The organism is Acetobacter zythi, assembly GCF_963921165.1.
Lineage (GTDB): Bacteria > Pseudomonadota > Alphaproteobacteria > Acetobacterales > Acetobacteraceae > Acetobacter.
In genome coordinates, this window is sequence record NZ_CAWUEO010000001.1 from 68,509 (window position 1) to 81,407 (window position 12,899).

The 12,899-nt window shown below is 57.4% G+C and carries 16 protein-coding genes; all 16 read left to right on the forward strand.

Annotated elements, in window-relative coordinates:
* The first annotated feature begins 8 nt into the window (after window positions 1-8).
* The 16 genes from AABE20_RS00370 to AABE20_RS00445 all read left to right on the forward strand — a co-directional run bounded on the left by AABE20_RS00370 (window position 9) and on the right by AABE20_RS00445 (window position 12,898).
* Window positions 9-695, forward strand: coding sequence for a hypothetical protein (locus AABE20_RS00370; RefSeq protein ID WP_338331305.1), 687 nt, complete (start codon window positions 9-11; stop codon window positions 693-695).
* Between the two features lie 36 nt (window positions 696-731).
* Window positions 732-1,388: a head decoration protein gene (locus AABE20_RS00375; RefSeq protein ID WP_338331306.1), complete on the forward strand. Its 657-nt coding sequence runs from the start codon at window positions 732-734 to the stop codon at window positions 1,386-1,388.
* Between the two features lie 100 nt (window positions 1,389-1,488).
* Entirely contained in the window at window positions 1,489-2,523 is a 1,035-nt protein-coding gene (locus AABE20_RS00380; protein ID WP_165926174.1) for a major capsid protein, read from the forward strand.
* 6 nt (window positions 2,524-2,529) lie between these two features.
* Entirely contained in the window at window positions 2,530-2,892 is a 363-nt protein-coding gene (locus AABE20_RS00385; protein ID WP_338331307.1) for a head-tail joining protein, read from the forward strand.
* Window positions 2,889-3,413 (forward strand): hypothetical protein, encoded by a 525-nt coding sequence (locus tag AABE20_RS00390; RefSeq protein ID WP_338331308.1) that lies wholly within the window; start codon window positions 2,889-2,891, stop codon window positions 3,411-3,413. The genes AABE20_RS00385 and AABE20_RS00390 overlap by 4 nt, the downstream gene beginning before the upstream one ends.
* A gap of 11 nt (window positions 3,414-3,424) precedes the next feature.
* Complete coding sequence (locus tag AABE20_RS00395) at window positions 3,425-3,628, forward strand: DUF2635 domain-containing protein (protein WP_338331309.1); 204 nt, start codon at window positions 3,425-3,427, stop codon at window positions 3,626-3,628.
* On the forward strand, window positions 3,625-5,103 hold the full coding sequence (locus AABE20_RS00400; RefSeq protein ID WP_338331310.1) for a phage tail sheath subtilisin-like domain-containing protein: 1,479 nt from the start codon (window positions 3,625-3,627) through the stop codon (window positions 5,101-5,103). The genes AABE20_RS00395 and AABE20_RS00400 overlap by 4 nt, the downstream gene beginning before the upstream one ends.
* Window positions 5,104-5,118: 15 nt before the next feature.
* Window positions 5,119-5,496 (forward strand): phage tail tube protein, encoded by a 378-nt coding sequence (locus tag AABE20_RS00405; RefSeq protein WP_165992083.1) that lies wholly within the window; start codon window positions 5,119-5,121, stop codon window positions 5,494-5,496.
* The gene (locus tag AABE20_RS00410) at window positions 5,493-6,152 is read left to right on the forward strand and encodes a phage tail assembly protein (RefSeq protein ID WP_338331311.1); all 660 of its coding nucleotides are present in this window, start codon (window positions 5,493-5,495) and stop codon (window positions 6,150-6,152) included. Before AABE20_RS00405 ends, AABE20_RS00410 begins: the two co-directional genes overlap by 4 nt.
* Window positions 6,152-6,286, forward strand: coding sequence for a hypothetical protein (locus AABE20_RS00415; protein WP_260400872.1), 135 nt, complete (start codon window positions 6,152-6,154; stop codon window positions 6,284-6,286). The genes AABE20_RS00410 and AABE20_RS00415 overlap by 1 nt, the downstream gene beginning before the upstream one ends.
* Window positions 6,270-8,282 (forward strand): phage tail tape measure protein, encoded by a 2,013-nt coding sequence (locus AABE20_RS00420; protein WP_338331312.1) that lies wholly within the window; start codon window positions 6,270-6,272, stop codon window positions 8,280-8,282. The genes AABE20_RS00415 and AABE20_RS00420 overlap by 17 nt, the downstream gene beginning before the upstream one ends.
* Before the next feature lie 3 nt (window positions 8,283-8,285).
* Window positions 8,286-9,584, forward strand: coding sequence for a DNA circularization protein (locus AABE20_RS00425; RefSeq protein ID WP_338331313.1), 1,299 nt, complete (start codon window positions 8,286-8,288; stop codon window positions 9,582-9,584).
* A gap of 16 nt (window positions 9,585-9,600) precedes the next feature.
* Window positions 9,601-10,758: a phage baseplate assembly protein gene (locus AABE20_RS00430; RefSeq protein ID WP_338331314.1), complete on the forward strand. Its 1,158-nt coding sequence runs from the start codon at window positions 9,601-9,603 to the stop codon at window positions 10,756-10,758.
* Window positions 10,758-11,282, forward strand: coding sequence for a phage baseplate assembly protein V (locus AABE20_RS00435; RefSeq protein WP_338331315.1), 525 nt, complete (start codon window positions 10,758-10,760; stop codon window positions 11,280-11,282). Before AABE20_RS00430 ends, AABE20_RS00435 begins: the two co-directional genes overlap by 1 nt.
* Window positions 11,283-11,285: 3 nt before the next feature.
* A complete protein-coding gene (locus AABE20_RS00440; protein ID WP_338331316.1) occupies window positions 11,286-11,783 on the forward strand; it encodes a phage GP46 family protein in 498 nt (165 codons plus the stop codon).
* A complete protein-coding gene (locus tag AABE20_RS00445; protein WP_338331317.1) occupies window positions 11,783-12,898 on the forward strand; it encodes a baseplate J/gp47 family protein in 1,116 nt (371 codons plus the stop codon). The genes AABE20_RS00440 and AABE20_RS00445 overlap by 1 nt, the downstream gene beginning before the upstream one ends.
* Window position 12,899: the final 1 nt, after the last annotated feature.

Genomic DNA, 12,899 nt, shown 5'->3' on the forward strand with positions numbered 1-12,899 from the left:
ATACCCGAATGGCGAAATCACGCCTGAAGAGTGCTCTCTCGTTCTCTCACCTGATTGGTGGCGCATCAGCAGGCCGCAGTGCCCGCCGCGCTGAGGATGATGACCAGGAAAATAACACCCCTCCCGGTGCCGATAATGGTGATCCGGAAGATGATAGCAACGCCACACCATCTGGTCGCCGCCGTGCTCGTGGTGATGATGACGACACCGCCCCGGGTGACGACAACCAGGACAATGCTCCATCTGGCCGCCGTGCGCGTGGGGATGACGGCAATGATGGTGAGGGGGACGACAATGCCACGCTATCTGGCCGCAGCCGTGCCCGTGGGGACGATGATGGTGATCCGGAAGATGATGAAGAAGACGAAGAAGATAACGACGACCCTAAAGCCCGGGCAGCCCGTGCGCGGGAGCGTGCGCGCTGTGCCGCCATCTTTGCAACCAAGGCTGCAGCGGATCGGCCAGATCTTGCCGCTCACCTTGCCTTCAATACGTCACTTCCCCGGGCTGAGGCCAAAGGCCTTTTGAAAGCAGCGGCAAAAGGGACATCCCGTCGTGGGAGCGCGCTGGCGGATGCTATGGCCCAGTTTGGCCAGCAGCGTGTGAGCGCCAATGCCCCCGGTATGTCGCGCCAGACCAGCATTGATGCCGGTTGGGATGCCGCAGCGAAGCGCGCAGGCGTTACCCGCAAGTAATTCTTCCACCACTTTGGAAAAGGAAAGGCGGCCCACATGGTCAGTCCTGTTCTGAACGAACATTTTTACACCGGTGCCTTCCTTGTCCGTGAAGCCAATGGCTATCTCTCACGCGACAAAGGGGAGCTGGTAAACGAAACCTCGGCCGATATTTCATTTGAGGCCGGGCTTGTCCTCAGTGATGTCTCGACAGTCATTGCCGACTTTGTGGTGGGTGGCAGCAATACTGGCAATGGGACCATCGGATCCATTACCGTTGCAGCAGGCACAAAGCCCTCCAATTACGAAATCGCGTTTACGGATGCGACAAACTACACTGTTTCCGGGCCGGATGGCTCACAGCTTGGGGTAGGAGTGGCAGGCACTGCGCTCGGTGTAGGGGGGCTGTCCTTCACTGTATCCGCAGGAACCACAGCTTTTGTTGCCGGAGACACGTTCACCATTGTTGTCGTGCCAGGTGGCCCCAAGCAGTACGTCCCATATACGGGGGCGGCAGCGGCTGCTGCTGTTCTGTTCGATCGTGTGTATGTCGAGGCCGAAACGGCCCGGCACGTAGCCGTTGTCTCACGTCTGGCAGAAGTTAACGAACAGGAGCTCTGCTGGGATCCTGCCGTTACGAGTGCAGCCAATGTTGCAACCCTACAGTCCGAAGCGCTGAACCAACTGGCCGTAGCGGGTATTGTTGCGCGCTAAGGCGCGCTTCACCTCGTTTCTTTTTCACCTGAAGTAATAGCTCGGCATCAAACCGACAGCATGAAGGCTGTCGGTTTTTTTGTGAGCTCAGGATTGGCATATGAGTATTCTTGACGTCTTCCGGCAGGATCCGTTTACCTCTATTTCTCTCACAAGTTATGTGGACCGGGTTCCCTTCCTGCCGACTGGCATTGGTGATCTGGGGCTTTTTGAAGATCTGCCCATTCGGACCACGGCACTTGCGGTCGAACACCGTGATCAGCAGCTGATCGTTATTCCGACCAGTGACCGTGGTGCCCCCCTTACCGAACGCCGTACGGAAAAGCGCAAGATGCGCTATTTTGAGGCGCCACGTCTGGCACATGGCGATACCGTTTACGCCACAGAATTGCAGAACGTGCGTGAATTCGGGACGGAATCCGTGTTGATGCAGGTCCAGACCGAAGTAGCGCGCCGTCTGTCCGGCCCAACCGGTCTTACGGCCAACATGGAATACACCTGGGAGCTGCACCGGCTTGCGGCAGTTCAGGGCCTTCTGCTGGACGCGGACGGCACACTGCTCTTTGACTGGGCAAAAGAGTTTGGCATCACACGCCCGAAGGAAATTGGCTTCAACCTTGATGCGGCTGATCCTGTTCTGGGCAGCCTGCGCCAGCAGTGCAACAAGATCGTGCGGTATATGGCACGTCAGGCGCAGGGCGCGTGGCTTCCCTCCACCCGTGTCATGGCCATGTGCGGCGATGACTTCTGGGATTATCTGATTGCCCATAAAGACGTTCTGACTACCTACTTCAACTGGGAAGCCGCGCGTGAGCTGCGCAAGGGCACCGCGTTTGAAGCCATGGATTTTGGCGGGATCAGCTGGTTCAACTATCGTGGTTCGAACGATAACTCCACCATTGCGGTACCTACTGACAAGGTGAAGTTTTTCCCCCAAGGGGCACCCGGCGTGTTCCAGCGCGCACTGGCTCCAGGGGAGGCAGTGGAGTGGGTGAATACCCTCGGGCGGCCCATTTACATCATTCCCATTTTTGACCGTGACCGTAATTTCTGGTGGCGTATGGAGGCCTACTCCTACCCGTTGCACATTTGCACACGTCCAGAAATCCTGATGTCTGGCCGTCTCGGCGGCTGAGTAGCCATGGCGATAGATTGGGCAAGCCTGGTTCTTGCCCCTAATCTCCGGATCTTTGGCGAGGATCCAGAGAGGGAAGGTCCTGTCATCTGGACCGCTGCGTCCAATGGCATTTCACAGCAGGTTCCAGCCATATTTGATGAGGGCTACAGACCGCTCGCCGTCATTGAAGATGCCGATGGGCTTATGCCGACAAACCTGACCACGGGTGTGCCGCACCTGGGCGTTTCCCTATCTGACTTCCCTACTGAGCCATTGCAGGGCGACACTATGGTGGTCCGGGGCAAGACCTACACGATCAGGGAAGTTCAGAAAGACAGCCACGGTGGGGCAGATATTTTCCTCAATGTTGCGAGTTCCAGCCCATGACCCTCTACCGTGTGTTGCTCAAGGAGGCTGCGGCCAAGGCGCTCATTGCCGGTAAAACTCTTGCTGGCGAGAACATCATGGTTGACCGCAGTTTGCCTGCAACGCCTGATATGCTCCCTGCCATACTTTTAACAGCGCCACGGGACAGGGCGACCAGCACAGGCCGCAATGGGTCAGGCTTTACCCGGGTTAGCACACTGGCAATCCGTGCCTTGCTATGTGGCAAATCGCCAACAGCGGTTTCTGCTAATCTGGATATATTTGCTGAGCAGATCGAGTTTGCCCTTGTGCTCGACCCGACTTTGCAAGGCATGATTACCCAGATCACGGACATTGAAACCGAATTGATGATTAACAGCCAGACAGCCGAGCATACTGGCGAAGTGCGTATGCTGCTGGGGCTGGAATACATCGAGTACTATCCCCAAGAGGGCACGCCCATCACTGAGCTCGTCGGGCAGGTGCAGGCTAACGGCAATGCAGATTTTGCCGGGATCAATGTGCCTCTTTCCTCTAGCTGAGGTTCGCCAACATGTTTGTAAAACCAGCTCCGGGCCGCACGGTCCGGTGGCCGGCATCCTTGCGTCTTCTGTCTGAACAGGGGGCCGAGGTGCCGTCTACGGCTTTCTGGCTGCGCGCTCTGGCGTGTGGTGATGTGCAGAAAGCCTCTCCCGCAGCGCAGGCTCCGGCCACAGTACAGCCCGCCACAATTGAGCCAAAAGGGACCGCAGCATGAGCAGCATCATGGTTCCGGGGTATTCGGCCAGCAACCGTGTACCTGGCTTTTACCTGGCTCTGGACAACACCGGGGCCAATACCGCCAGTGCCGCGCGCCGCATTCTGCTGGTTGGGCAAATGCTGGCCACGGGCACAGGCACCCCCGGTGCTTTGGCAATTTCAGGTGGGGTCAGTGATGCCATTGCCAAATATGGCGAGGGCTCCCAGTGCCATATTATGGTCCGTGATTACCGGACGATTGATAGCTCTGGCGAAGTCTGGGTTCTGCCTCTTCTGGACGATGCGGCCTCCCAGCCCGCCGTGGGGAGTTTTACGCTGGCGGGCACAGCCACATCGGCAGGCACTCTGGCGTTGTATATTGCCGACCAGCTTGTGCCGGTAGGCGTGTCCGTAGGGGATACGGCAGAGGCTGTGGCTGCCAATGTGGTGATCGCGGCCAAGGGTGTGACGGGTTTACCAGTCAGTGTGACGGCAGCCGCTGGTGTTGCCACGGTGACAGCCCTGAACAAAGGGCTGGCTGGTAATGCCATCCAGCTTGGCGTCTCCCTGCTGGGGACCGCTGGCGGGCAGAGCATTCCGTCCGGTTTGAGCGTGACCATTGCCCAGCCTTCTGGCGGAACACAGAACCCCACCAGCCTTGCTACAGCACTGGCCAGCATGGGCACCCGTGTTTATGACCTGGTCGCCCATCCTTATACCGACACAGCCAGCCTGACAGCGTTCAAGGACCTGTTCGATAACAGCATTGGCCGCTGGTCACCCATGGAGCAACTCTATGGGCACCATATCACTGCCCTGCGTGGCACCTATGGTGAGGCGACCACGTTCGGTCTGGCGCAGAACGACCCGCACGGGACCGTTATGCCCATATCGGATAGTCCATCGTCCCCCATGTCATGGGCGGCGCAGCTGACCGCTGTTACTGCTGTTTCCATGCGCGAAAACCCCGCATTGCCTGTGCGTGGTCTGGCGCTGACTGTCATGCCCCCCACAGATGCAGGGCGCTTTGCCTTTGATGAGCGCAATAGCTTCCTCCACGATGGGCTGGCTACCTTTACAGTGGATGATAGCGGAACGGTCCTGACCGAACGGCTGGTGACCACCTATCAGGAAAACGCATCCGGCGTGCCTGATGACAGCTATCTGGACATTGAAACGCTGCTGACCGCTCAGGTCTGCATGCAGGACATGCGGACATATCTTGCGTCCCTGTATGGCCGCTACATCCTTGTGGCGAATGGCAGCAAGATCCCGGCAGGCGCACAGGCAACCACGGCTCAGCTGATCGCGGCATCCGCCGTTGCCCGTTATCGCTGGCAGGCAACACAGCTCTGGGTCCAGAACCCGGATACTTTCGCAGCTCAGATTGCCTACGAAAACGCCGGGGGCGGGCAGGTCATGCTGCAATTGCCGTACGACTTTTCCAACCAGCTGTGGGTGCTGGCGGCGGACATTCGCTTTACCAAATCATAAGGGACAGCAAGAAACATGGGTGTTTATCGTGGCCCCCTCGCGGGGTCTGCCTCCCTTACGATCAATGGTGAGGCATGGAATGTGGTCGGGGAACTGCAGTGGCAGCCTTCTGGGGATGTAAACGAAACCCTCAAGGGCCAGTCCATGGTCGAGGGGTTTCAGTCCATGCCCGGGCAGGGCTTTATTCAGGCCACATTGCGTGACCGACGCGACCGCAAGGTGTCCGACTTTCAGGGCGCATCCGGTCTGGAAATCATAGCTGTTCTGGCCAATGGCAAGGTGATTACCTGCGTGAATGGCTGGCAGGTTGAACAGATCAACCTCAACACGCAGGAAGGCACCTTCGAGCTAAAGGTCGAAAGCGACACTGTTACGGAGGATACCGCATCGTGAGCGCTCTGACTGATGCTGAGGTCCTGGGTGCCGTGGCTGAGCAGGATGATGCCGAACAGGTTCAGGACGGCGTATTCTATCCGGACAACACCATCACAACCAAGGGTGGTGTAGAATGGAAAGAATTACACCTACGGGAGCCTACGGTTTTCCACTGCTTGCAGTCTGCCAAGGTGATTGGCAAAAATCCGAGCATCGAAAGCATTTATGACAGTCAGATCGACCTGACATGTCGTCTTTCGGGTTGGCCAAAAGTGGCAGTAGACCAGCTGCCAACACGCATTTTAGACAAAGCTGTAGCCTACGCTTCTGCTTTTGAGGAAAATGCCCGCCGCAAACAGAATGAAAAGCCGGAATGCCTCGAAAGCCTGATCCTGCTCTTCACGCCTCCGATAGAAGCCGTCAATCAGTCTTTTTCGGAAATGATCCTGCGTGAGCCGGTTGTTTCCGAACGGCGCAAGTACAAAGCCACGGAATCGCGCGGCAGTTTTGCTGACTTCCTGCAGGCCGAGATTGATCTTGTCAGTGCCGTAAGTGGCTGGCCTATGGCGGCAGTGCTGAAAATGCCGATCAGCAAGTTTGCCAAGGGCGCAGATTATCTGACCGGTTTTTTTATGACTGGCCATCAAACTGGGAATCCCTCCCAGCAGATCTGATGGCCTACTTTTCCGGAATGTCCTTGACCGAAGCAGAAGGCCTGAGCGGCCAGATGCTGGTGCATTGGGTCGGTCAGGCCAACCGTATCGCTGAGCGGCAGCGCAAAGAGGCAAAAAATGGGCGCAACCGTTAGCATTGTTCTGGATGCGACAGACCGGGCCAGTAAAAAGTTTGATGCGTTTAATAACCGCGTAGCATCCTTGCAGGCACCTATCAGAAATCTACAGCGTTCTTTAGGACGCTTTTCTGACGTGGTAGGGATAACCCGCCTACATAAGGGTATGCAGGACCTCTCCCGCTCAACCCTGAAAACTTTCCGCTCAGTCGGTCGGCTGGTGCCGGAAATGGGAACGCTGACTGGGGCCGCCTCTATTGCCGGGGTGTATAAACTGGCCAGCGCATGGGCGCAGGTTGGCACAAATTTGCGCACATCTGCACGCAGCATGGGTATGGCCCCCGGCCGGCTTATGGCCCTGCGCAATGCAGCCCGTCTGTCTGGTGGCTCTGCTGATGCCATGTCAGGCGCTTTGGGCCAGCTTTCCACTCAGAAGTGGGAGGCGGTCAACGGATTTGCCCCGGAGGCTGCGGCGCAGTTTCAGGCTCTTGGTATTTCCATGGAGGAGTTGAAGAAGCTCTCTCCCGAGCAACTGTTTGATCGGATTGCCAACAAGATCCGTGGCATCAAGGATCCTGCGGCCCAGAGCATTGCTGCCCTCAAGCTGTTTGGTGATGCCGGGCAGGGCTTGTTGCCTGTGTTCCAGCAAACAGCACAGGAATACCAGCAGAATATCCGCCTTGCTGAGCGGTATCGGGTGATGAACCAGAAGGGGGCAGATGCCGCCGCCCGAATGCAAAATTCCCAGCGCCAGCTTTCATTGGCAGTTGAGGGATTTGGTTACAGTGTGGCCGAGGCGGTTGAGCCCGCGATTACTCCCGTGCTCCAGCAGATGGCTGAATGGATTGCTGTAAACCGGCAGTGGATTTCTCAGGATATTGCCGGTTATGTGAGGCAACTGGTTACTTGGCTCAAAAATGGCGGTTGGGACGAGATAAAAACCAAGGTCACAGCGGTATTCCAAACAATTTCATCTGTGGTGGACAAGCTCGGTGGCTGGAAGTCTGTTGCCAAAGATGTAGGCATAGGTATGGCCGTGTTATGGACAGCATCTGCGCTGGCTGGGCTCGCCAGTTTGACTGCCTCTCTTTTGGGTATTGTCGCCGCTATGAAAAGCATTGCTTCAACTGGTGGCGCAGCCGGGGGAGCAATTAGCGGCATTGCAGGCAGCGGGGCGTCCATTCGCACAGCATTGACGTTACTCGAAGCCTATAAAGCCCTTTCTGATGCTTCGCAAAATGGGGTCACACCAGATCAGCAAAAAGCTAACCGTGAATGGTTTTCCAACCTGCCCGGGATGAAAACACTGGCGGCACCTTATGCGTGGGCATACCGTCAAATTTATGGTCAGGATCCTGATGATCTAGTCTCTTCTGAAGAAGATAATCAGCGCGGCAGCGCGTTGATGAAAACACTCAGAGGTAATGGCGATCTTGGTCTGAATGAGAGTGCCATCAGAGGTGTGACGGCTGCGGGGGTCGCTGAATCTCATCTATCTTCTGGTGCAAAAAACCCATTTTCCTCAGCCAGAGGAGCCTACCAGTTTATTAGGTCAACCAGAGATCAGATATTAGCGGAGCAAGGGGTGGATGTCTGGAAGTCTGATGTGAATGGTCAGGCAACGGCAGCTTTACGTTATTATCGCCAACATAATCCGGCCCAATTCGCACAATTTGCCCATGCTGCTTCAGCAGATGCAGCCATGAGGATGTTTACTAGGGACTTCTTGAAGCCAGGATCTGGAGAAGATGATGATTTAGCGCGTGGGTCTGCTTTTCTTCGTGGTTATCACGAGCCTCCATCTGCACCAGCAGCATCGGTTCCGGCTCCTAATGGGCAAGGTAATAGCAGTGGTCTAGATGGCACAACTTCTCGACTGCGGGTTGAGATCAGCCATGAAAATGCCCCGGCCGGATCCTCGGTCAAAGTCACCTCAGCCAGTTCCAACCTGAAGGTGGCGTCCATCTCGCAACAACGGGCGATGGATCCAACCAATACCGCTCTAGGTAACTGATACATGTCCGGCTCACTTATCAGCACAGCACTGGAGTTCCTCCAGTGCTCATTCCGTGCGGTGCCTTTTGCCGTTCTGGGCAGTGGGGGGGAGACCGGGCGCAAGCAGGCTGTGCACCAGTATCCCTACAGGGATGGGGTCTATGTTGAGGACCTGGGGAAACGGGGGCGGGTCTATCATATCCATGGGTTTGTAACGGGTGCAACAGCCGCTGCGCAGCGTGATCTTCTGGTCATGGCGGCAGAAACGGCAGGCCCCGGGTTGCTGATCCACCCTACCATTGGGGTCATCAAAGCCGCATGCATGAATTTTGCATGGGGCGAACCAGACGGCATCACGGGTCGGATTGATGTCTCGTTCGATTTCCTAGAGCAGCAGGATCTGCTGGGCAGTACAATCAAGATTGCCCTTGATGCCGCGGCAGCCGCTGCCGCACTTGTGGCGCAGGCTGTTTCCGCCAGCAGTTATGTCAAAACAGCCACTGCCGCTTTAGCCGTTGGCCAGCCTGTTGTTGCAGCCGCGCAGGCAGTAGCGACGGGGTGGGGGAGGGTTGCCAATCAAGCTGTTCGCTCACCTCGGGCTATGGCCTCAGCGATCAGTATCCTTCCTGGCAATAACGGCAGATACACATCAGGAAATGCTGCGGTGGTCGATAATACGGCCACGGTGTCAACCGTTCTGGCTGATCTGACAACTTCCCGCGTAGCCATGGAAAGTGCCGTGGCGGATCTGGGGGCAGGTGGTTCGGCGGATGCTTTATCCAGTGCTGCTCTGAACGTGGCGGAGCTGGTACGGACGTCTCTTGCAGATCCCGGCGCGCAGCTGGCCGCTTTGCTCTCCCTCGCCACATTCGATGTGGAAGCCAGCGCGACATTGGCCCCCATTGGGGCAGCTATTGTAACGGCCCGTTCTGCCACGGCGGCAATGTGCCGGCAGATGGCTTTGGCATCCATCGCTCTGACCTGTGCGGACTGGAACCCAACATCATCCGATCAGGCAGAAGCACTCCGTAAGCTGGTTGCCACGGAAATGGATGCGGCAGCCACCAAAGCGGCGGATGAGGGCTACACGGATGTCTGGCGGGCGTTACGGGACCTTCGCTCGTTCCTGACCACCTTTCTGGCACAGCAGGCCAGCCTGTTACCGGACCAGATTACCGTTACCCGCAACGAGCCTTTGCCCGCCCTTGTGCTGGCACAACAGCTATATGCGGATGGCTCCCGATCGGATGATCTGATCGGCAGGGCAAGCCCCATTCATCCAGCCTTCATGCCGACAAATTTCCAAGCTTTGTCCTCCTGATATTGCGGAGATCCCAATGAGCCTTCTGAGCGATGCATCCACAGTGCTTGGGTATGACAGTCAAACGGCTCAGGGCGTTACAATCAGGATTGGCCAATACGTCATTACCGGCTGGGAGCGGGTTTCCATTCGTATTGGGCTGGAAATCATGCCCTGGGCGGCCATGCTGGAAACATCCAGTTGGCAACCCACTGCAACTGGAGGCAGTGACCTTTCAATCAGCGAAGGGGATGCCTGCAGTATCCTTATCGGTAATGATCCGGTCCTGACCGGCTACGTCCAGAGTATTGCCGAAGACACTGGACCTGAAGAGCATTCCTTGCGGATTATTGCCACGTCCAAGTCGGTTGATGCAGTGGAATGCTCGGCCCTGTTTTCCACCTACCAGATGAACAATACGACCGTGCTGGGCATTGCCCAGCAGGTCTGCCAGCAGGCGGGCATACAGGTCAGGTCCATTGGCGGGGCAGGGGAAACCAATATCCAGCAGTTCTCTGTTATTTTGACCGAAACCGCGTATGAGGTCATCGAGCGCGCTACGCGCCTGGCCGGGTGCCTGTTTTACGACCAGCCAGACGGCAGCATCGTGCTGGCCCCTCTGGGCACCAAAAATGTTGGGTGCCTGACGATGGGGAAGAACATTGAGCGCATGTCCGTCCTTCGCTCGCTCAGTGGCCGCTACAGCAATGTGCAGGCCATTATCCAGAACATGGCAGTGCTGTTTAGTCCGCCAGAAGATGGCAACAAGCAGACACAGCAGATGCAGGCACAGACTGCTCCTGTACAGGCGTCTGCGAATGATGGCGGGGTAAAGCGGCCACGCACACTACTCATCCCGGTTGAAACAGGGGATGCAGATTACGCTGTAGCCCGCCAACGGGTGCAGTGGGAGGTCGCACGTCGGTATGGGCGGTCGCAGGTGGTGGAAATCACCAGCGATAGCTGGCGGGACAGTAATGGGCATCTCTGGCAACCCAACACGCTCTGTACGGTTTCGCGACCCCAGACAGGCTTCAAAAAGGAGCTGCTAATAGCCGAAATCGAGTTTGTGCAAAGCGAGAGCGGCACCCACGCCAATCTGGTTTTGATGCCCCCGCAGGCATTCAAACCCCAGCCACTGGTCCTGCCTCTTGCCCAGAGCGAGGGTGTGGCAGCCACCACAAGGAATTCCTGATGTCCAACGCATTCAGCCGCATGAGCCGGCGTGTGTCCATGGCTCTGGGGTTGGGCCGCCTGACGGCCAATACGGATGAGGCGGCCTCTACCCATACTGTACAGGTTGCACTGGCCGGCGGAGAACTCCGCAGTGATGTGCCTCTGCTCCAGCAGGTTGGTTTCCACAGCTGCCCTCTTCCGGGCTCTGATGTCGTGGTGCTATTTCAGGCGGGGGACCGGTCTCGCGGTGTTGCCGTGGCGACTGGGGACCAACGGTCTTACCCCCGGGACCTGCAACCGGGGGATGCATGCCTCTACCACGTTACAACAGGTGCGCGGGTGTGGCTCAAGGCGGATGGCAGTATTTCCATCTCCACATCAGGCCCCCTCAATGTCACTGCGTCTGAGGCCGCCTTTAACTGCCCCATAACCAGCACCGGAGATATTTCGGCAAAGGGGGACGTGCTGGCCGGCAAGATCAGCCTGACCAACCACAAGCATCCCGTGCAGGCTGCACCAGGCACTACAGGGGCACCGGAATAAAGCATGGATATCGCACTTTCGTTGAACGTAGCCCGTGCGGAAGGGGAATGGATTGTCAGCAGCGGTGACCTGCTCCTTGGCAGCGCTCTGGCCTCCGCCGTTATGGTCAGCCTGTTCACGGACCGGGTGGCACCAGACACCATAACCACACTCGACGGCGCAGTTGGCATTTCTCCTGCTGCTGGCGCTTCAGGATCCCGCACAAACAACCGCCGTGGCTGGTGGGCCGATGCCTGGGCCGACAGCCCCATAGGCTCGCGGCTGTGGCAAATGGAGCGCGCCATAAAGGCCGGGCAATCCAGCGTCCCGCGTGAGGTCGAGGCTATATGTCAGGAAGCGCTGCAATGGCTGGTGGATGATGGCGTGGCCCAGAGCGTGGTGGTTGCCGCGCAATGGAGTGCCACCAACAGGCAGGCGGTGGAATTCCGCGTGACAGTACAGGAACCGGGGCAGGTTGCGCCGCAAGTGTTCCTGTTCTCATGGGCATGGAAAGGGCTATAATGCCATATGCAAGACCAACCCTGACCGACCTGCGGCAGCAGGCGCTGCAGGATGTTCTGGACGGTGGAATATCCGGTGTTTCCGCCGTGCTACGCTTTTCTGTTCTCAGTGTTCTTTGTTACGCGCTGGCGGGCCTCTCCTACCTCCATTACGCCTATCTGGACTGGATATCCCAACAGGCGGTCCCCTGGACTGCAACGGATGAATATCTGGAAAGCTGGGGGGCGTTAAAAGGTGTGACCCGCAAGGCACCGTCCGCAGCCTCTGGCAGCGTTTCCTTCAATGTTACAGGGGATGGTACCATTCCATCGGGTACCAGTATCGCTCTAGCGGGCGGCCTAACAGCCACGACAACTGCCGACAGCACAACCACCAATAGTGTTGCCACGGCCCCTGCCACATGCAGCGTAACAGGAAGTGCTGGCAACCTGCCATCAGGCAGCCTTGCAACATTATCCAGCCCTGTCCCTGGTATCCAGACAGTGGGGCAGGTGTCTTCTGCTTTTGGTGGTGGCACGGATATCGAGGAAGAGGAGGACTTCCGCTCTCGTGTCCTGCTTGCATGGCAAGGGGATGGAGAAAACGGCAAAAAACAGGATTACATCGACTGGGCTCTGGCTGTGCCCGGCGTAACCCGAGCTTGGGTTAATCCCTTGGGCTTTGGAGCCGGGACAATGGTGGTTTACCCCATGCTGGATGACGCCGATGCAGCCAGTGGTGGCTTCCCAAATGGGACCGATGGGGCAAGTATTTCAGATACACGCTATGCCACGGCAACAGGGGACCAGCTGGTCATTGCCAACGCGCTTTATCAGTCGCAGCCGGTCGATGCTCTTGTCATTGTCTGTAGCCCCGTGCCCCAGCCCGTGGACTTTACCATCGCGGATCTGGGCACCGGTAATACGGTTGCCAACCAGACGCTTATCAAGGCCGCATTGACGGACATGTTTCTCCGCCTATCCGCCCCCGGAGGCACAATCCATCCCAACAACTGGGATGAAGCCTTGTCCGCCCTGAACCTGAGCACCTTCAGCGTCTCCCAGCCTACGGGGCCAGTTACAGGTGCTAATGCCGCTGCCATGCCAACGCTGGGCACCATCACCTTCGAGAGCTGAC